At 74.0% G+C, this 18,414-nt stretch carries 20 protein-coding genes; 10 read left to right on the top strand and 10 right to left on the bottom strand.

Annotated elements, in window-relative coordinates; genetic code table 11:
• Nucleotides 1-156: 156 nt before the first annotated feature.
• From E1264_RS25420 to E1264_RS25435, 4 genes are all read left to right on the top strand, one after another.
• On the top strand, nt 157-1,986 hold the full coding sequence (locus E1264_RS25420; RefSeq protein ID WP_243711158.1) for an ABC transporter ATP-binding protein: 1,830 nt from the start codon (nt 157-159) through the stop codon (nt 1,984-1,986).
• Nucleotides 1,983-3,776, top strand: coding sequence for an ABC transporter ATP-binding protein (locus tag E1264_RS25425; RefSeq protein WP_132177745.1), 1,794 nt, complete (start codon nt 1,983-1,985; stop codon nt 3,774-3,776). The genes E1264_RS25420 and E1264_RS25425 overlap by 4 nt, the downstream gene beginning before the upstream one ends.
• A gap of 97 nt (nt 3,777-3,873) precedes the next feature.
• Nucleotides 3,874-5,130: a hypothetical protein gene (locus tag E1264_RS25430; RefSeq protein WP_132177747.1), complete on the top strand. Its 1,257-nt coding sequence runs from the start codon at nt 3,874-3,876 to the stop codon at nt 5,128-5,130.
• A 108-nt stretch (nt 5,131-5,238) separates the two neighbouring features.
• A complete protein-coding gene (locus tag E1264_RS25435; RefSeq protein WP_243711156.1) occupies nt 5,239-5,691 on the top strand; it encodes a hypothetical protein in 453 nt (150 codons plus the stop codon).
• A 28-nt stretch (nt 5,692-5,719) separates the two neighbouring features.
• On the opposite strand, the gene E1264_RS25440 is transcribed toward E1264_RS25435, so the two are convergent.
• Nucleotides 5,720-6,370, bottom strand: coding sequence for a 1-hydroxy-2-methyl-2-butenyl 4-diphosphate reductase (locus E1264_RS25440; RefSeq protein ID WP_132177749.1), 651 nt, complete (start codon nt 6,368-6,370; stop codon nt 5,720-5,722).
• A 159-nt stretch (nt 6,371-6,529) separates the two neighbouring features.
• Between E1264_RS25440 and E1264_RS25445 the strand changes: the two genes are divergently transcribed.
• On the top strand, nt 6,530-6,877 hold the full coding sequence (locus E1264_RS25445; RefSeq protein ID WP_132177751.1) for a hypothetical protein: 348 nt from the start codon (nt 6,530-6,532) through the stop codon (nt 6,875-6,877).
• A 27-nt stretch (nt 6,878-6,904) separates the two neighbouring features.
• Nucleotides 6,905-8,083 (top strand): winged helix DNA-binding domain-containing protein, encoded by a 1,179-nt coding sequence (locus E1264_RS25450; RefSeq protein WP_132177753.1) that lies wholly within the window; start codon nt 6,905-6,907, stop codon nt 8,081-8,083.
• A 12-nt stretch (nt 8,084-8,095) separates the two neighbouring features.
• Here the strand turns inward: E1264_RS25450 and E1264_RS44730 are convergent, their stop codons facing one another.
• The gene (locus E1264_RS44730) at nt 8,096-8,746 is read right to left on the bottom strand and encodes a hypothetical protein (RefSeq protein WP_207936175.1); all 651 of its coding nucleotides are present in this window, start codon (nt 8,744-8,746) and stop codon (nt 8,096-8,098) included.
• Between the two features lie 157 nt (nt 8,747-8,903).
• Between E1264_RS44730 and E1264_RS25460 the strand changes: the two genes are divergently transcribed.
• A complete protein-coding gene (locus E1264_RS25460; protein ID WP_207936189.1) occupies nt 8,904-10,613 on the top strand; it encodes a CocE/NonD family hydrolase in 1,710 nt (569 codons plus the stop codon).
• A 5-nt stretch (nt 10,614-10,618) separates the two neighbouring features.
• Here E1264_RS25460 and hisF read toward each other — a convergent pair whose 3' ends face one another.
• The 7 genes from hisF to hisD are packed head-to-tail and all read right to left on the bottom strand — an operon-like array spanning nt 10,619 to nt 15,989.
• On the bottom strand, nt 10,619-11,380 hold the full coding sequence (gene hisF / locus E1264_RS25465) for an imidazole glycerol phosphate synthase subunit HisF (protein WP_132177755.1): 762 nt from the start codon (nt 11,378-11,380) through the stop codon (nt 10,619-10,621).
• A 37-nt stretch (nt 11,381-11,417) separates the two neighbouring features.
• Nucleotides 11,418-12,137, bottom strand: a complete 720-nt coding sequence (gene priA / locus E1264_RS25470) for a bifunctional 1-(5-phosphoribosyl)-5-((5-phosphoribosylamino)methylideneamino)imidazole-4-carboxamide isomerase/phosphoribosylanthranilate isomerase PriA (RefSeq protein WP_132177757.1) — start codon at nt 12,135-12,137, stop codon at nt 11,418-11,420.
• A 35-nt stretch (nt 12,138-12,172) separates the two neighbouring features.
• Complete coding sequence (gene hisH / locus E1264_RS25475) at nt 12,173-12,808, bottom strand: imidazole glycerol phosphate synthase subunit HisH (protein ID WP_132177759.1); 636 nt, start codon at nt 12,806-12,808, stop codon at nt 12,173-12,175.
• Nucleotides 12,809-12,821: 13 nt separating this feature from the next.
• Entirely contained in the window at nt 12,822-12,992 is a 171-nt protein-coding gene (locus E1264_RS43680) for a hypothetical protein (RefSeq protein WP_165964373.1), read from the bottom strand.
• A 2-nt stretch (nt 12,993-12,994) separates the two neighbouring features.
• Nucleotides 12,995-13,588 (bottom strand): imidazoleglycerol-phosphate dehydratase HisB, encoded by a 594-nt coding sequence (gene hisB, locus E1264_RS25480; RefSeq protein WP_132177761.1) that lies wholly within the window; start codon nt 13,586-13,588, stop codon nt 12,995-12,997.
• Complete coding sequence (locus E1264_RS25485; protein WP_132177763.1) at nt 13,585-14,685, bottom strand: histidinol-phosphate transaminase; 1,101 nt, start codon at nt 14,683-14,685, stop codon at nt 13,585-13,587. Before E1264_RS25485 ends, hisB begins: the two co-directional genes overlap by 4 nt.
• A complete protein-coding gene (gene hisD, locus E1264_RS25490; RefSeq protein ID WP_132177765.1) occupies nt 14,682-15,989 on the bottom strand; it encodes a histidinol dehydrogenase in 1,308 nt (435 codons plus the stop codon). The genes E1264_RS25485 and hisD overlap by 4 nt, the downstream gene beginning before the upstream one ends.
• A 187-nt stretch (nt 15,990-16,176) precedes the next feature.
• On the opposite strand from hisD, the gene E1264_RS25495 reads away from it, so the two are divergent.
• A complete protein-coding gene (locus E1264_RS25495; RefSeq protein WP_132177767.1) occupies nt 16,177-16,839 on the top strand; it encodes an LON peptidase substrate-binding domain-containing protein in 663 nt (220 codons plus the stop codon).
• Between the two features lie 24 nt (nt 16,840-16,863).
• Nucleotides 16,864-17,355, top strand: coding sequence for a Cys-tRNA(Pro) deacylase (gene ybaK / locus E1264_RS25500; RefSeq protein WP_132177770.1), 492 nt, complete (start codon nt 16,864-16,866; stop codon nt 17,353-17,355).
• Here ybaK and E1264_RS25505 read toward each other — a convergent pair.
• Nucleotides 17,239-17,856 carry a hypothetical protein gene (locus E1264_RS25505; protein WP_243711157.1) on the bottom strand — a complete coding sequence of 206 codons (618 nt, stop codon included), beginning with the start codon at nt 17,854-17,856 and terminating at the stop codon, nt 17,239-17,241. The two genes, ybaK and E1264_RS25505, sit on opposite strands and share 117 nt — an antisense overlap.
• 98 nt (nt 17,857-17,954) lie before the next feature.
• Between E1264_RS25505 and E1264_RS25510 the strand changes: the two genes are divergently transcribed.
• Nucleotides 17,955-18,414, top strand: a 460-nt coding sequence (locus tag E1264_RS25510) for a DUF6882 domain-containing protein (RefSeq protein WP_132177772.1), incomplete at its 3' end; no start/stop codon positions are given.

Here is an 18,414-nt window from a genome sequence, read left to right on the forward strand (position 1 = left end):
GGGAATAAGCGCGCGGGCCGGATGGTAGGCATATCCAGGCCCGCAACCCCCCACAACCCGGTCGCAGGGGGACATTCCCCGGGCACCAGCAGTGATCGAGGAGTCGCCGTGCCACCTGCGTCCAGACGCGTCAGCCCGCATGTCCTCCGGGAGGGGATGCGCGTGCTGTGGGTCGCGGTGAAGGCCGAGCCCCGCGTGTTCACCCTGTCGGTCCTCGCCAGCGCGCTGTACGCGGCGATGACCGTGGCGACCGCGACGGTGCTCGGCTGGGCGACCGAGGAGGTCGTGCTGCCCGCGTTCGAGTCGGGGGACACCACGGCCGGGTCGCTGGCCGGGGCCGCCGTGCTGATCGTCGGGGTGGCGCTGCTGAAGGCGGTCGGCGTGGCCGGGCGCCGGTTCTACGCGGGCCTCATGCAATACCGGCTGCAGGCCGAGTACCGGCGCGCGGTCACCCGTCAGTACCTGCGGCTGCCGCTGGCGTGGCACCACCGGCACCCGACCGGGCAGCTGCTGTCGAACGCCAACGCGGACGTGGAGGCCGTGTGGGCGCCGATCGCGCCGCTGCCGATGGCGGTCGGCGTGGTGTTCATGCTGTTCATCGCCGCGGTGTCGATCACGGTGACGGACCTGGTCGTGGCCGGGGTCGGGTTCCTGGTCTTCCCCGCCGTCGCGCTGATCAACGTCGTGTACCAGCGGCGGCTGTCGCCGGTGGCGACCCGCGCGCAGCAGCTGCGCGCGGAGGTCAGCGAGGTCGCGCACGAGAGCTTCGAGGGCGGCCTGGTCGTCAAGACCCTCGGCCGGGAGGCGTCGGAGACGGAGCGGTTCGCCGGGCGGGCGGAGGCGCTGCGGGACGCGAACGTCGCGGTCGGGCGGATCCGCGGCCTGTTCGACCCGGTGCTGGAGGCGCTGCCGAACCTCGGCGTGCTGGCCGTCCTGCTGATCGGGTCGCTGCGGCTGGAGTCGGGGGCGATGTCGCCGGGCGACCTGGTGAACGTCGCGTACCTGTTCACGCTGCTGTCGTGGCCGATCAGGGCGCTCGGCTGGGTGCTGGGCGAGGTGCCGCGCAGCGTCGTCGGCTGGGAGCGGGTCCGGGGCGTCCTGGACGCGCGCGGCTCCCTCCCCTTCGGGAACGAATCCCTGGACGGGGGCGGGAAGGCGACGTCGCTGGAGGTCCGGGACGTGCGCTTCGCCTACGAGTCCGGCGACCCCGGCGCGGCGGGGCGGCACGTCCTGCACGACGTGTCGTTCGCGGCCTCCCCCGGCCGGACGGTCGCGGTCGTCGGCCCGACCGGCTCCGGCAAGTCGACGCTGACCTCGCTGCTCGTCCGGCTCGTCGACCCCGCGGACGGGTCGGTGCTGCTGGACGGCGTCGACCTGCGCGACGTCGAGCGCGGCGGGATCGCCGAGACGGCCGCGCTCGTCCCGCAGCAGACGTTCCTGTTCGACGACACCGTCCGCGGGAACGTGACACTCGGCCTGGCCGTCCCCGACGAGCGGGTCTGGGAGGCGCTCCGCCTCGCGCAGGCCGAGGGGTTCGTCGCGGCGCTGCCCGGCGGGCTCGACACGCGGGTCGGGGAGCGCGGCGCGACGCTGTCGGGCGGGCAGCGGCAGCGGCTGGCGCTGGCGCGGGCGCTGGTCCGGCGGCCCCGGCTGCTGGTTCTGGACGACGCCACGTCCAGCGTCGACCCGCAGGTGGAGGCGCGCATCCTGCAGAGCCTCCGGGAGGCGCAGTCCGCGGAGGCCGGGGGCGCGACCGTCGTGGTCGTCGCCTACCGCAAGGCGACGATCGCGCTGGCCGACGAGGTCGTCTACCTGGAGCACGGCCGCGTCACCGCGCGCGGCACGCACGCGGAGCTGCTGGAGCGCTCCGAGGGCTACCGCAACCTGGTCACCGCCTACGAGCGGGCCGACGCCGAACGGGCCGAGGCGGAGCTGGCCGAGGCCGAAGAGGCGGCGGTCGAGGGCGGCGAGGAGGCCCTGGCATGACGGTCGCCACGAAGACGGGAATCACGGACACGTCCTCCGAAGGCGCGCTGAGCACGCTCAAGCGCGGCATCCTGCTGAGCCCGGAGTTCAGCGCGGGGCTGGCCGGGACGCTGCTGCTCGCGCTGCTGTCGACGGCCGGGCGCGTGGTGGTGCCCATCGCCGTCCAGCAGACGATCGACAAGGGCCTCGGCGGCGCGGACGGCCCGGACATCGGGTTCATCCGGTCGGCGGTCGCGCTGTGCGCGGTGGCCGTGCTGGTGACGGCCGTGTGCTCGTACCTGATGAACGTCCGGCTGTACAAGACGTCCGAGGGCGGCCTCGCCGGGCTGCGGATCAAGGCGTTCCGGCACGTGCACGACCTGTCGATGCTCACCCAGAGCGGCGAGAAGCGCGGCGCGCTGGTGTCGCGGGTGACCGGCGACGTCGACCAGATCAGCCAGTTCATGCAGTCGGGCGGGCTGATGTTCATCGTGTCGATCGGGCAGCTGGTCGTCGCGAGCCTGCTCATGGTCGTCTACTCCTGGCAGCTGGCCCTCCTCGTGTGGCTGGCGTTCCTGCCGCTGGCCTGGGCGCTGCGGCGCTTCCAGCGGATCCTGTCCGCCGCCTACATGACGGTGCGGGAAAGGACGGGCGACCTGCTGGGCGCGGTCAGCGAATCGGTCGTCGGCGCCCCGGTGATCCGCGCGTACGCGTCCGAGGACCGGACCGGCCGCCGCGTGGACGAGACCGTCGACGCCCACCGCGACGCGCAGACCCGGGCGCAGGCCATGGTGGCGCTGACCTTCCCGGTCAGCGAGCTGGTCGCCGCCGTCGCGACCGCCGCCGTGATCATCGCCGGGACGCTGCTCGGCATCGGCGGGCACGTCTCGGCGGGCGAGCTGATCGCGTTCCTGTTCCTGGTCACGCTGTTCGTCAGCCCGATGCAGACCGCCACCGAGGTGTTCAACCAGGCGCAGAACGCGATCGCCGGGTGGCGGCGGGTGCTCGGCGTGCTGGACACCGTCCCCGACGTGGCCGACCCCGGCGAGCGCGGCGAGACGCTGCCGCGCGGGCCGATCGAGGTGCGGTTCGAGTCGGTCGGGTTCGCCTACCCGGGCGGGCCGCCCGTCCTGCACGACGTGACCGTCGACATCGCGCCGCGCAGCCGCGTCGCGGTCGTCGGCGAGACCGGATCGGGCAAGACGACGTTCGCCAAGCTCCTCACCCGCCTCATGGACCCGGTGTCCGGGCGGATCCTGGTGGACGGCGTGCCGCTGGACCGCGTCCGGTTCTCCTCACTCCGCGAGCGGATCGTCATGGTGCCGCAGGACGGGTTCCTCTTCGACGCGTCGTTGGCCGACAACATCCGGTACGGCCGCCCGGACGCGACCGACGCCGACCTCGTCCTCGCCCTGACCGAGCTGGGCCTCGCCGACTGGCTCGACGGGCTCCCCGGCGGCCTGGACACGCCGGTCGGGCAGCGCGGCGAGTCCCTGTCGGCGGGCGAGCGGCAGCTCGTCGCCCTGGCCCGCGCCTACATCGCCGACCCGGACCTCCTCGTCCTGGACGAGGCCACGTCCGCCGTGGACCCGGCCACGGAGGTCCGCATCCAGCGGGCCCTGGACGGCGCCACCCGCGGCCGCACCGCGATCGCCATCGCGCACCGCCTCTCCACCGCCGAGGCCGCCGACGAGGTCATCGTCTTCGACGCGGGCCGCATCGTGCAGCGCGGCCCGCACTCCGCCCTGGTCGCCGAGGAAGGCGTCTACGCCGATCTCCACACGTCCTGGATCACCCAGAGAACCCTGTGACCCCACGGGGTCCGCGACGCGGAAAGCACCCGTTCCGCTGCGAAGACTCCGGCTAAAGCACTTGCCCGTTATCTGGTCTCGTGCGCATTCTGGCGGAGTGAACAACGAGGTCGTCTTGGAATCGGCGGGCACGCTGCACGGTCAGCTGCAGCGGGGGCTCGGGAGGGCCGCGCGGCGCGCGGCGGACAGGCCCGGCGCGGGCGAGTACGTCTACGACTGCATCCGGCGCGATCCGCGATGGGACCGCCAGTGCGAGTCGCGGCGGCTGTACTACGCCCGGTTGATGGTCGATCTGGAGATGTCCGTGGGGCCGGTCGCGGCCCATCTGTTCGACCCGTCCGACCAGGCCGACGCCGACGAGTGGCGGGTGGACCTGGCGCTGGGCGTCCTCGCCGATCTGGTGCGGTTGAGCCGGCGGGAGGCCGCCTCGCCGCTGCGGCGGTACGCCGAGGAGGGCGCGCAGTGGTTCGACGCCGTCGAGGAATTGATCGATCTTGAGGATCCGGCACTGACCGTGGGTTTGGACGAGCTGGTCGCCGCGCGCTGCGACGAGTCGGAGCTGGCGCTGCTGATCCCGGCGCACCGCAATCCGGTGATCGAGGCGTGGGCGGCGCGCCAGCCGCGGATAGCCGAGGCCCTGGCGCGCCAGCGGGAGGCGGGACGGGCGGCGCGCCGGGCGATGGTCGCCACACCGGGACGGGACGCGCAGAGCGAGGCGGAGCTGCTGGACCTCGCGAGGCGCCGGGGCGAGGGCGCCATCGGGGCGATCTTCGAGCTGGGCCGCCGCCGGACGCTCGCGCTGCTCGACCTGGCCGAGGAGCTGCTGCCGCAGCGGCCGAGCAGGTACGGCGGCGCGGTGTGCCGGGCGCTGCGGGAGTACGGGCCGGAGACGCTGCCGCGGGCGCGGGCGTGGGCGACGCAGCGCGGCGGTTGTGAGGACATGGGGCTGAGCATCCTCGCCCGCTACGGCACGCGCCAGGACGTCCCGCTGCTGATGGACGAGCTGCGCGTGGCCCTGGACCGGCACGAGTGGAGCAGCGCCGCCAGCCCGATCGAGGGGCTCGGGCGGCTCCGCGCGGGCGAGGCTGTCCCCCTGCTGAAATCCGCTTGGACCGAATCGACCTACGCGTACCTGAGACCCAGAATCCTGACCGCGCTGACGAGAACGGCCCCGCATACCGCCGAGTCCTACACCGTCGAGGGGCTGTGGGACTGCGAGGAGGGCGTCCGGCTGGAGGCGGCGCGGTTCGCGCCGCTGACCCGCGAGACCGAGATCCGCCTGCAGCGGCTGCACCATGACACGTCCGAGGAACCCGACGTCCGCGCGGCCGCCGCCGCCCGATCGGTGACCTGACACCCAGGGCGCCCGGATGAACCCCGCCGGGGCGGGATGCGTATTCACCACCCGAATCGCGCATCACACCCCGGAGGAAGAGCGATGGGTTCCCGACACCACCTGCGCTTGACGAAACACGCCCTGCGGTGCGCCGCCGCCCTGTCGGTGAGCCTGGCGCTCACCTCGGCGGCCGGCTGCTCGGCGATCTCGGACGCGACGTCCGGCGGCGAGGACGAGGGCAAGGTCGCCAGGCCGGCGAGCCTGGCGCAGCTCGCCGAGCAGACCAGCTGCTCGCTGACCGGGCAGCGGAAGGTGAAGGACCTGGAGCAGGGGAACTGCAAGACCGCCCAGGGCCGTTACGTGCTGCTCAGCTTCACCACCGACCAGGGCATGAACACCTGGCTGCACGAGGCCAAGCCGTGGGGCGGGGTCTACCTGGTGGGGGCGCGCTGGGTGGTGGTGAGCCAGGAGCAGACCCTGCAGACGCTCCGCAAGGACCTGGGCGGCAAGATCGTCCACGGTGACAACCACGGGGGCGGCGGCACCGGCGGGGCGAGCCACGGGACGGGCCACGGCTGACCCGGGCCCCCGCGGTCAGCCCCAGCCGTCAGGACGTGCGGGCCTCGGTCTCGTGCTCGTCCTGGCCGCGCACCAGGAGGACGCCCCAGCGTTCGAGCGCGGGGCCGGTGCGCGCCAGGATGCGGCGCGCGGCCAGCCCGCGGCCGATCGTGCCCGGGTGGAGCAGCGGATGGCCGGGCCCGTCGACGACGACCCGGACGGCCGCGACCGGGCGGTTCCCGGCCCGCGCCGCGACCACGGCGGACTCCATGTCCGCCGCCCGCGCGCCCTGCGCCGCCCAGATCGCCCGCTCCTTGCCGCGGACGACGTGGTCGGCGGTCACCAGCGGCCCGACCTGCACGCTCAGGCCGTCCTTGATGAGCTCCCCGGCCAGGAGGCGCGGCGAAGCGCAGGCCACCGGCCCAATCCCCGGCTCTGTTCCCTGTGGGGGGTCGACCCCCCACTCCCCCCGGAACGGCCCTGAGCCGCGGATCTCGTCGGCGACCAGGACGTCCCCCGGACGCAGCCGTTCGTCGAGCGCGCCGCAGAAGCCGACGACGACGAGCGCGGCGCAGGCGTCCGGCACCCGCCCGGCGCGGCGGGCGCGGTAGCCGACGACCACGACGGGCGTCCGGGCGAGGCCCCGCCGGACCGCCCGCGCTTCCAGGCCCAGCGCCGCGCACACCACCGGACCCACCATCGGCCGCGATTCCCCGGATTCGTCACACGTCACCGGTCCAGCGAAACACGGCGGCGGCGGAAGATCCAGTTCCGTCACCGCGCGGGACTACATCCGGCGCCCGCGGATCCGCCTTGCGGAGGGCGCCGCCGGGGGCGGCGTGCCCCTAGACTCGCCGGCATGACCTCCTTTCCCGTTCGGCGGAAGCTGGCCGTCCTCCCGTTCGTCCTGCTCCCCCTCGGCGCCGTGGCCGCGTGCGGCGGCGAGGGCACCAACGCCACCACCGACTGCGGCGTGAACGCCTGCACGGTGACGTTCGACCGCGGCGTCGACGCGAGCGCCTCCATCCTCGGCATCAAGGCCGAGCTGGTGAAGGTGGAGGGCCAGATGGTCACGCTCAAGGTCGCGGGGCAGACGGTGACGGTGCCCGCCGGCGAGGGCGAGCAGGCCGAGGGGTTCAACGTGTCGGTCCAGTCCGTCACCAAGGACAACGTCGTCGTCAAGATCTCCGGCGGCGGGGGCGGCTGACCCGGCGGGACGCGCTAGGCTTCGCTCATGCGTTCGATGACCGTGGCGGAGCGCCGCGCCAGGCTCGGCGTCCGCCACCGGCTGGCGGCCGAGGCCAGGACGGACGACGTCCTCGACATCGCGCGGTCCATGGTGGTGCTGCACGCCACCGACCCGGCGACCGTGTTCCTGTCGGTCGCGGTCCGCAGCGTCGCCGCCGTGCCGGAGGCGCTGGAGCGTGCCCTGTACGACGACCGCACGCTGCTGCGGATGCTCGCGATGCGCCGGACGATGTTCGTCGCGCCCGTCGAGCTCGTCCCGGTGCTGCAGGCGTCCACGGCGAACGCGCTGGCCGCCAAGCAGCGCGCCGCCTACTCCCGCATCATCGAGCGCGGCAGCGACATCCAGGACGTGCCCACCTGGTTCGCGGAGGTCGAGAAGGCCGCGCACGAGGCGCTGCTGGCGCGCGGGGAGGCGACGGGCGCGCAGCTCAGCGCCGACGAGCCCCGGCTGCGGACGCAGGTCGACCCGGCGCCCGGCAAGCCGTACTCCAGGCCCACGAACGTCACCACCTGGATCCTGGTCACGCTCGGCTGCGAGGGCCTGGTCGTCCGGGGGCGCCCGAACGGGTCGTGGGCCAGCAGCCAGTACCGGTGGTCGCCCGTCGAGGCGTGGCTGCCCGGCGGCATCGAGGAGATCCCGGCCGGCACGGCCCGCGCCGAGCTCGTCCGCCGCTGGCTGCGCGCGTTCGGCCCAGCCCCGGTCTCCGACCTGAAGTGGTGGACGGGCTGGAACGCCGGTGACGTCAAGAAGGCCCTCGCGCTCCTCGACGTCACCGAGGTCGATCTCGGCGGCGCCACCGGGCTCGCGCTGTCCGACGACCTGGAGCCGGAGCCCGCGCCCGCCGAGCCGTGGGCGGCGCTGCTGCCCGCCCTCGACCCCACGCCGATGGGCTGGCAGGAGCGCGGCTGGTTCCTCGGCGGCCACGGCCCGCGGCTGTTCGACCGGAACGGCAACATCGGCCCGTCCATCTGGTGGGACGGCCGGATCGTCGGCGGCTGGGCGCAGCGCAAGGACGGCGAGATCGCCGTCCGCGTCCTGGAGGACGTCGGCGCCGACGCCGCGGCCGCGATCGAGCGGGAGGCCGCGCGCATGGCCGCCTGGTACGGCGACGTCCGCGCCACACCGCGCTTCCGCACCCCGCTGGAACGCGAGCTCACGTCCTGACGGCGGGGCCGGTCAGTAGCCGTACGGGGGCCTGTGGACGGGGTGGGCGTCGACGGCGGCGGCGCGGCGTCTGGCGCCGCTGCGGCGGACGGCGGTGACCGTGAACGCGATCACCGCGATCATCCCGAGGCCCACCGCGGCCAGGAAGGCGAGCCCGAGGTACCCGTTGGCGGTGTCGTCCGGCGTCACCAGGATCGGGCCGTCGGTGCCGCGGCAGGTGAGCAGGGCCGTCCCGGAGACGGGCGCCTCGAACGAGGCCGTGTAGCGGTACGACGGCCGCTCGGACGCGCTCCAGGAGTTCTTCCGCGTCAGCCTGATCGGCCCGGACCGCTCGCCCACCCGCACCGAGCACGCGAACGGCGACGCGCCGCCGCTGCGGACGTAGAGGAAGTAGCCGTGCCCCCGCGACAGCTCGATCGTCACCCCGGCCACGGGGTCCCCCGCCGCGGACGGCCCGTCCGCGGCCTCCGAGTCGTCGAAGAGGAACGCGAGCATGGTGAGGAACCCGGTCGCGGCGACCAGGACCAGGATGATCGGCAGGGCGTACCAGCCGGCGGACGGCCTGATCGGCGGCCGCGCGGGACCCCGCGAGGGCCCCGGCCCGCCCGGCGGGCCCGGCCCCATGGGCGGCGGGCCCATCGGCGGGTTCGACCCCGGCCACATGTGTCGTCCTCCCCCGCGGATCCGGCTGTGCAGAACGCAACAATTCCAGACAAACCCCGCGCCTGCCAGCGGCCCCGGTCAGGTGCCCCGGCGATTGCAGGCCGCCGGAGCGGTTACCTTACTAAGGAGTAGCGAGAACGGCGGAGACGGAGGCGGCATGGCGCCCTGGGACCGGTTGACCGCTCCCTGGGACCGGCTGCCCGCACCGCCGCTCAGGCTCCCCCTCCCCCGCGGGCTGGCCCCGTACACCGTCCAGCGCGACCTGCCGGTGACGATGCCGGACGGTGTGACGCTGCTCACCGACCGCTACGTCCCGTCCGGGGTCGAGCGCCCGCCCACGATCCTCGTGCGGACCCCCTACGGGCGGCGCGGCCCGGCGGCGCTGGCCAACGGGCTGCTGTTCGTCCCTTTCGGCTTCCAGCTGGTGGTGCAGAGCGTGCGGGGGACGGCCGGGTCCGGCGGCGAGTTCGACCCGCTCGGCCGGGAGGGCGAGGACGGGCTGGCGACCGTCGCGTGGCTGAAGCGGCAGCCCTGGTTCCACGGCGCGCTCGGCGCGTTCGGCCCCAGCTACCTCGGGTACACGGCGTGGGCGGTCGCGGCGGGCGCCGGTCCCGAGCTGAAGGCGATGTCGCTGCAGATCACCGCGTCGTCGTTCCGGGACGCCGCGTACGTGGGCGGGTCGTTCGCGCTGGAGTCCGCGCTCACCTGGACGGACCTGACCCACCGGCAGCGGCGGCCGCTCGGGATGCTGACCGCGCCGCTGACGTCCCGGCGCCGCGCCGTCCGCGCCGCGCGGTCCGGCCGCCCCCTGTCCGAGCTGGACGTGCTGGCCGGCGGCCGGTCGATGCGCTTCTACCAGGACCTCCTCACCGGCCACGCGGGCGAGAACGGCTACTGGGACGACCGCGACTTCAGCGGCACCGTCGGGGAGGTCACCGCGCCCGTCACCCTCCTCGGCGGCTGGTACGACGTGTTCCTGCCCTGGCAGATCAGGGACTACCTCGCGCTCCGCGGCGCCGGGCACGTCCCGTACCTCACCATCGGCCCCTGGTGGCACACCGACGCCCGCCACGGGCTCGTGACGATCCGCGAGTCGCTCGCCTGGTTCCGCGCCCACCTGCTCGGCGACCCGTCCGGGCTGCGGCGCGACCCCGTCCGCGTCTACGTCACCGGCGCCCGCGAATGGCGGCACTACCGCGACTGGCCCCCGCCCGGGACGCGGCAGGTCCCGTGGCACCTGCACGCGGGCGGCGGCCTCGGCGAGGACGGCCCGCGGGACGCCCCCGCGAGCACCTACCGCTTCGACCCGGCCCGCCCGACGCCCGCGCTCGGCGGGCCGACCGTGCTCGGCAGCTCCCGCCCGGTCGACAACCGGCCGCTGGAGCGGCGCCCCGACGTGCTCGTCTTCACCTCGCCCGCCCTCGACGCCGACCTCGACGTGATCGGCCCGGTCGGCGCCGACCTGTTCGTCCGGTCCGACCGGGAGCACACCGACTTCGTCGTCCGGCTCTGCGACGTCGCGCCGGACGGGACGTCCCGCAACGTCTGCGAGGGCGGCCTGCGGCTGCCCGCCGCCGCGGAGAAGCCCGTCGGGACCGGCGGCGTCCGCCGCATCGGCGTCGACCTGTGGCCGACCGGCCATCGGTTCGCGCGCGGGCACCGCGTCCGCGTCCATGTCACCAGCGGCGCCCACCCGAAGGTCGCCGCGAATCCCGGCACCGGCGAGCCGCTCGCCACCGCGACGAGAATGGTCGCGGCCCATCAGGAGGTCTTCCACGACCCCGACCACCCGTCGGCGATCATCCTCCCGATCGTGGAACGCTCCGCCGAGGCGGCCGTTCCCGCCCCGGGTGAAGAGGACGCCTGAGCCGGTCAGCGGACGGGGGCGCCCGCGTCCCGCAGGGCGGCCTTGACCTCGTGGATCTTCAGCTCGCCGAAGTGGAAGACGCTGGCGGCGAGGACGGCGTCCGCGCCTGCGGCGACGGCGGGCGCGAAGTGCCCCACCGCCCCGGCGCCGCCGCTGGCGATCACCGGCACCGTCACGGCCTCCCGGACGCGGCGCAGCATCTCCAGGTCGAAGCCCTCCTTGGTGCCGTCGGCGTCCATGGAGTTCAGCAGGATCTCGCCGACGCCCAGCTCCTCGCCGCGCCGGGCCCACTCGACCGCGTCGATGCCGGTGCCCTCGCGGCCGCCGTGCGTGGTGACCTCGAAGCCCGACTCCGTCCCGGCGGCGCGGCGGGCGTCCACCGACAGGACGACGCACTGCGACCCGAACCGGTGCGCGGCCTCCCGCAGGAACTCGGGGCGCGCGATCGCGGCGGTGTTGACCGACACCTTGTCGGCGCCCGCGCGCAGCAGCCGGTCGATGTCGTCGACCGTGCGGACGCCGCCGCCGACCGTGAGCGGGATGAACACCTGCTCGGCGGTGCGGCGCACGACGTCGTAGGTCGTGGAGCGGTCGGCGCTGGACGCGGTGATGTCGAGGAACGTCAGCTCGTCGGCGCCCTCGGCGTCGTAGCGGGCGGCGAGCTCGACGGGGTCGCCCGCGTCGCGCAGGTTCTGGAAGTTGACGCCCTTGACCACGCGCCCGGCGTCGACGTCCAGGCACGGGATCACCCGCACGGCGACGGTCACTGCACGGCCTCCCCGGTCACTTTCACGGCCTCCCCGCTCATTTCACGGCCTCCAGGGCCTCTTCGAGCGTGAACGCCTGCGCGTAGAGGGCCTTGCCGACGATGGCGCCCTCCACCCCGGCGTCCACGAGCCCGGCCAGCTCGCGCAGGTCGTCCAGGGACGAGACGCCGCCGGACGCGATGACCGGCTTGTCGGTCCGGGAGCAGACCTCGCGGAGCAGTTCGGTGTTGGGGCCGCGGAGCGTGCCGTCCTTGGTGACGTCGGTGACGACGTAGCGGGGGCAGCCGTCGTCCTCCAGCCGGGCGAGGACCTCCCACAGGTCGCCGCCCTCGCGCGTCCAGCCGCGGGCGGCGAGCGTGGTGCCGCGCACGTCGAGGCCGACCGCGATCCGGTCGCCGTGCGAGGCGATGATCTTCCGGCACCAGGCGGGGTCCTCCAGCGCGGCGGTGCCGATGTTGACGCGCTCGCAGCCGGTGCCGAGCGCGGCGTCCAGGGAGGCGTCGTCGCGGATGCCGCCCGACAGCTCCACCTTCACGTCCAGCCGGCCGGTGACCTCGGCGAGCAGCTCCCGGTTGGACCCGCGCCCGAACGCGGCGTCCAGGTCGACCAGATGGATCCACTCCGCGCCCGCGCGCTGCCAGGCCAGGGCCGCCTCCAGCGGCGATCCGTAGGAGGTCTCGGTGCCGGCCTCGCCCTGGACCAGGCGGACGGCCTGGCCGCCTGCGACGTCGACGGCGGGAAGGAGCGTCAAGGACATGCGGAAACCCTATCGAGGCAGAGGGGACGGGAAGATCAGGCGAGGGTGCCCAGCCAGTTGCGGAGGAGTTCGGCACCGGCGTCGCCGGACTTCTCCGGATGGAACTGGGCGGCGCACAGCGGGCCGTTCTCGACGGCGGCGACGAACCGGTCGCCGTGCTCGGCCCAGGTGACCAGCGGCGGCGCGATGACGCCGGTCGGGTCGGGCTCCAGGTCCCAGCTGCGGGCCGCGTAGGAGTGGACGAAGTAGAACCGCGCGTCCTCCAGGCCCTTGAACAGGACCGAGCCGTCGGGGACGTCGACGGTGTTCCAGCCCATGTGCGGGACGACGGGCGCGTCGAGGCGGTCGACCGTGCCGGGCCACTCGTCGCAGCCATCGGTGGTGACGCCGTGCTCGATGCCCTTGGTGAACAGGATCTGCATGCCGACGCAGATGCCGAGGACGGGCCGTCCCCCGGCGAGCCGCCGCCCGATGATCTGGTCGCCGCGGACCGACCGCAGGCCCGCCATGCACGCCGCGAACGCGCCGACCCCGGGGACGACGAGGCCGTCCGCGGCGAGCGCGGCGTCCCAGTCGGCGGTGACGGTCACCTCCGCGCCCGCGCGGGCGACGGCGCGCTCGGCCGAGCGCAGGTTCCCCGAGCCGTAGTCGAGGATGACGATCTTGCTCACGGCCGCACCACGCTCACAGCCACATCACGCCTCCGGTGAAGGCGAGCGCGGCGAGCACCAGCACGATCAGCGCGGCGATCTTCAGGCCCTGCTTGACGAAGCTGTACACGCCCGCCAGCAGGAACAGCGCCACCGCGAAGACCGCGACGTTGCCGTAGGTGAAGTGCAGGTCGCCGATCTCCACGGTTACAGCGCCCCCTTCGTGGACGGGATGCCGTGCACCTTCGGGTCGAGCGCCACGGCGTCGCGCAGCGCGCGGGCGAGGGCCTTGAACTGCGCCTCGACGATGTGGTGCGCGTTCCGCCCGTACGGGACGTGGACGTGCAGCGCGATCCGGGCGTTCGACACGAACGACTCGAAGATGTGCCGGGTCATCGTGGTGTCGTACTCGGGGCCGATCATCGGGGCCATGCCGTCCGGCTCGACGTGCACGAGGTAGGGGCGGCCGGAGACGTCGACGGTGACCTGGGCGAGGGCCTCGTCCAGCGGGATGGACGCGTCGGCGAACCGGTGGATGCCGGCCTTGTCGCCGAGCGCCTCGCGGAACGCCTGGCCGAGCGCGATCGCGGTGTCCTCGATGGTGTGGTGGCTGTCGATGTGCAGGTCGCCGGTGGTCTTGACGGTCAGGTCGAACGACCCGTGCTTGCCGAGCTGGGCCAGCATGTGGTCGAAGAACCCCACGCCGGTCGCCACGTCGACCTGCCCGGTGCCGTCCAGGTCGATCTCGACGAGGACCTGCGTCTCGCCGGTCCCGCGTTCGACTCGTCCCTTGCGCGTCACAGACTCTCCTTCAGTGCTTCCTTCAGTGCGGTGCGGAAGGCGGCCATCTCCCCGGGGGTGCCGACGCTGACCCGCAGCCACTCGGGCGGCCCCACCTCCCGGATCAGCACGCCGCGCTCCAGCAGGGCCTCCCAGACCGTGCGGCGGTCGGGGAACGTCCCGAACAGGACGAAGTTGGCGTCGGAGTCGGCCACCCGGAGCCCCTCGCCGCGCAGCCAGGCTACGAGATCGTCGCGGTCGCGGCGCAACGCGTCGACGCCGCCGAGCAGCTCCTCGCCGTGGGCGAGGGCGGTGCGGGCGACGGCCTGGGTGACGGCCGACAGGTGGTACGGCAGCCGGACCAGCAGCAGCGCCTCGACCACGGCCGGGTCGGCGGCGAGGTAGCCGAGCCGGGTCCCGGCCATGGCGAACGCCTTGGACATCGTCCGGGTGACGATCAGGCGGGGGTGGCCGTCCAGGAGCGTCAGCGCGGACGGCGTCTCCTTGCGGCGGAACTCCGCGTACGCCTCGTCCACGACGACCATGCCCGGCGCGACATCGAGCACCGCCTCGATCGCCGCCAGCGGCAGCGCGGTGCCGGTCGGGTTGTTCGGCGAGGTCAGGAACACGATGTCGGGACGGTGCTCCTCGACGGCCGCGATCGCGCGGGCGGGGTCGATGCCGAAGTCGTCGTCGCGGAAGGCGTTCACCCAGCGCGTCCCGGACACCCCGGTGATGATCGGGTGCATCGAGTAGGACGGCTCGAAGCCGAGCGCGGTGCGGCCCGCCCCGCCGAACGCCTGGAGGATCTGCTGGATGATCTCGTTGGATCCGTTCGCGGCCCACACCTGACTCGTGGTGAGGCCGGCGCCGGGCGTGTCGGCGTTCAGGAACGCGGCGAGGCCCTCGCGGAGCGCGACGGCGTCGCGGTCGGGGTAGCGGTTCAGGGTGCCCGCGACGTCCATGACCGCCTCCCCGAGGGCCTTCACCAGGCGCTCGGACGGCGGGTACGGGTTCTCGTTGGTGTTCAGCGCGTACGGGACGTCCAGCTGCGGCGCGCCGTAGGGTTCGCGGCCGCGCAGGTCGTCGCGCAGCGGCAGATCGCCGAGCGAGGTCACGACGGGACCTCCCAGTCGAAGCGGGCCTTCAGCGCGGCGCCGTGGGCGGGCAGGTCTTCGGCCTCGGCGAGCGCGACCACGCGGCCCGTCGCCTCGGCGAGCGCGTCACGGTCGTACTCGACGACGTGGACGCCCCGCAGGAACGACTGGACCGACAGCCCGGACGAGTGGCACGCGCACCCGCCGGTCGGCAGGACGTGGTTCGACCCGGCCAGGTAGTCGCCGAGCGACACCGGCGCGTGCCGCCCCACGAAGATCGCCCCGGCGTTGCGGACGCGGGCGGCGACGGCGGCCGCGTCGGCGGTGTGGATCTCCAGGTGCTCGGCGGCGTAGGCGTCCACGACCCTCAGGCCGTCCTCGACGGAGTCGACCAGCACGATCCCGGACTGCCGCCCGGCGAGCGCCTCGGTGATCCGCTCGGTGTGCCGGGTGCGGGCGACCTGCGCCTTCAGCTCGGTCTCGACCTCGTCGGCCAGCGGCACCGAGTCGGTGACCAGGACGGCCGCGGCGAGCGTGTCGTGCTCGGCCTGGCTGATCAGGTCGGCGGCGACGTCCACGGGGCTCGCGGTCGCGTCGGCGAGGATCGCGATCTCGGTCGGCCCGGCCTCGGCGTCGATGCCGATCACGCCCTTGAGCAGCCGCTTCGCGGCGGCGACGTAGACGTTGCCGGGGCCGGTGACCAGGTCGGCGCGCGGGCACTCCTCGGTGCCGTAGGCGAACATCGCGATCGCCTGCGCGCCGCCCGCCGCGTGCACCTCGTCCACGCCGAGCAGCGCGCACGCCGCCAGGATCGTCGGGTGCGGCAGGCCGCCGAACTCCTGCTGCGGCGGCGAGGTCACGGCGAGCGACCCGACGCCCGCTTCCTGCGCGGGCACGACGTTCATGACCACGCTCGACGGGTACACGGCCCGCCCGCCCGGCACGTACAGGCCGACGCGGCCGACCGGGATCCACCGCTCGGTGACGGTCCCGCCCGGCACGACCTGCGTCGTGACGTCGGCGCGGCGCTGGTCGCGGTGGACGATGCGCGCCCGCCGGATGCTCTCCTCCAGCGCGTCCCGGACGGCCGGATCGAGCTCCGCGAGCGCCCGGTGGACGGTCTCCACCGGGACGCGGGTGCTCTCCAGCTCCACCCCGTCGAACGCCTTCGTGTACTCCCGTACGGCCGCCGAGCCGCGATGGCGCACGCCGTCGCAGATGGGCCGCACCTTGTCCAGGGCGGCCTCGACGTCGAGCTCGGCGCGGGGCAGCACGGAGCGCAGGTCGCCGGGAAGCGAACCGCGCAGGTCGATACGGGAAATCACCCGTCCAGTCTACGGAGTGCCTCCCGCCCCTCGCGCACCGTCTCACGTGCCGAGATGCCCCGCGTCGCGACCGGCGATGACTTCCGCTTCACACTATGAAAAATCACCCCTTACCAAGATCATCGACCAGGACGTAGGCTGGCGCGGAAGGCGCTTTCCCGGCGGCGCCCAGGACCGTGGAGAGACAGTGACCGAGCGGCTCGCCCTGTTCCCCCTGGGCACCGTGCTGTTCCCCGGCCTCGTCCTCCCCCTGCACCTGTTCGAGGAGCGCTACCTCAGCCTGATCGGCGACCTCCTGGAGCGGCCCGAGCCGCGCGGCTTCGGCGTCGTCGGCATCGAGCTCGGGCACGAGGTCGGCGAGGGCGCCGCGCACCGCCTCGCGGAGATCGGCTGCGTCGCCGAGCTGCGCGACGCGCGCCCGCACCCGGACGGCCGGTACGACATCGTGACCGTCGGCGCCCGCCGCTTCCGGCTCAAGGAGCTCGACCGGTCTCGCCCCTACCTCCAGGGCGAGGTGGAGTTCCTGCCCGAGGAGCCGGGGGCCGACCCCGGGCCCGTCGCGCAGCGCGTGCGGCGGCTGTTCCGGCTGTACCGGCACCGGCTGACCGCGGCCGGCGCCGGCTCGCTCGAGCCGGGCGACCCGCCCGACGACCCGGTCGCCCTGTCGTACGTGATCGCGGCGTCGCTGATCCTGGACGGGCACGAGAAGCAGCGGCTGCTGGAGTGCGACGACGCGACGCTGCGCCTGGAGGCCGAGCGCGACCTGCTGGTCAGGGAGAACCGCATCCTGGACATCCTGCCGATGATCCCCGCCGGGCAGTTCCTGGACGGGTCGTTCCACGCGAACTGACCCGCGCACGGCAGACTGCCGTCCATGAGCAAGGCCAAAGGCAGCACGGGCACCCCGGCGACGGTCGCCGCCACCAAGGCGAAGATCGAGTTCACCCTGCACACCTACGAGCCGGACCCGAACGCCGAGTCGTACGGGGAGGCCGCCGCCGACGCCCTCGGGATCCCGCACTCGCGGATATTCAAGACGCTGCTCGCCGACGTCGACGGGCGGCTCACCGTCGGCGTCGTCCCGGTGTCGGCCAGCCTCGACCTGAAGGCGCTCGCGGCGGCGGCCGGCGGCAAGAAGGCGCGGATGGCGGAGCCGCGCGACGCCGAGCGCGCCACGGGCTACGTCGTCGGCGGGATCAGCCCGCTGGGGCAGCGCAGGCGGCTGCCGACGGTGATCGACGCGTCGGTGTCAGCGCTCGCGACCGTCTATGTCTCGGCCGGCCGGCGCGGACTGCAGATCGAGCTCCTCCCCGCCGATCTCGTCCGCCTCACCGGCGCCCGCGTCGCCGCGATCGCCCGCGGGTAGCCGCCGCAGGACCAGCTCCAGCACCCCGTAGGCGGCGACGGCGGGCAGCGCCCAGAACACGAGAACGCCCTTGGCGCGCAGGTCGGCGACGCCGGTCACGGTGGTGCCGTCGCGCGCGCTGCGGACCGCGTCCTGGAACTCCCCGAGCCCGATCAGGTGGCCGGTCTTCCAGGCGAGGAAGGCCGCCGCTCCGCCGCCGACGGCGAGCCCGAGCAGCAGCGCGATGTCGTCGCCGCGCCTGCCCGCCGCATACGCGGCGACACCGCACAGCAGGCCCGCGACAAGAGCGATCAGGGCGAACCGGGCATCGATGCCGATCGGACCCTGACCTTCCGGTTCGGCCAGCAACGGCTCACCCTGGACTATTACGTATGTCACCTCGGGGATGGTCTTGGCCCACAGCACCCCCACGAGCGGGCCCGGCAGCGTGACGATGGCGGCGGTCACCGCCCAGGTCACCAAGAACCTCATCGCCGAGAGCCGCCCGGTGGGTCCCCGCACCTCGTACGCTCCTCATTGAAGAGTCCTTTGACAGCGAAAAGCCTAGCCTGTCCGATACGGCCCGCGATCGGCCCGACCACTGGGATAATGTGCCCGACATGTCCGGATTCAGTCCCGCGTTCGAACGCCTCGGCGCCGCCCTGGCGGCGGTCGTCCTGCAGCAGCAGGAGACGCTCGCCGAGTTCCTGCCGCGCGAGGACTGGAGCGCCGACCTGACCGCACGGACCTACTCCAGCGGCGGCGTCACCGTCCGGGTGTCGCTGCTCGGCAGCTACGCCGCGCGGGAGCGCACCTGGCTGTGGGGGTGGGCGAACCCGCAGTTCGGCGACGCGCACCCCGCCGTCACCCCCACCCTCGTCATCCGGACGGTCGGCGAGCGGCTCGGCATCACCGAGTTCACCACGCCCGAGGTCGACCTGTCCTGGTACGAGGGCCCGGCCGGGCACGGCGGGGAGCTGATGGCGATGGCCGCGGGCGGCGTCCTCGGCGGCGGCGGCTACATCGGCGCCGGCTACGACGGCGGCTCCGCCTACCCGCACGTCGACGACCCGCAGGCCC

This window comes from Actinomadura sp. KC216 (genome assembly GCF_004348535.1).
GTDB lineage: Bacteria > Actinomycetota > Actinomycetes > Streptosporangiales > Streptosporangiaceae > Spirillospora.

Excerpts from the sequence above, each read along its gene's own strand:
- ybaK (WP_132177770.1), top strand. The coding sequence starts at position 16,864 with ATGAGCAAGGCCAAAGGCAGCACGGGCACCCCGGCGACGGTCGCCGCC.
- E1264_RS25460 (WP_207936189.1), top strand. The coding sequence starts at position 8,904 with ATGGCGCCCTGGGACCGGTTGACCGCTCCCTGGGACCGGCTGCCCGCA.
- E1264_RS25420 (WP_243711158.1), top strand. The coding sequence starts at position 157 with ATGCGCGTGCTGTGGGTCGCGGTGAAGGCCGAGCCCCGCGTGTTCACC.
- priA (WP_132177757.1), bottom strand. The coding sequence starts at position 12,137 with ATGTCCTTGACGCTCCTTCCCGCCGTCGACGTCGCAGGCGGCCAGGCC.
- E1264_RS25450 (WP_132177753.1), top strand. The coding sequence starts at position 6,905 with ATGCGTTCGATGACCGTGGCGGAGCGCCGCGCCAGGCTCGGCGTCCGC.
- E1264_RS25425 (WP_132177745.1), top strand. The coding sequence starts at position 1,983 with ATGACGGTCGCCACGAAGACGGGAATCACGGACACGTCCTCCGAAGGC.
- E1264_RS25440 (WP_132177749.1), bottom strand. The coding sequence starts at position 6,370 with ATGGTGGGTCCGGTGGTGTGCGCGGCGCTGGGCCTGGAAGCGCGGGCG.
- E1264_RS25445 (WP_132177751.1), top strand. The coding sequence starts at position 6,530 with ATGACCTCCTTTCCCGTTCGGCGGAAGCTGGCCGTCCTCCCGTTCGTC.
- E1264_RS44730 (WP_207936175.1), bottom strand. The coding sequence starts at position 8,746 with ATGTGGCCGGGGTCGAACCCGCCGATGGGCCCGCCGCCCATGGGGCCG.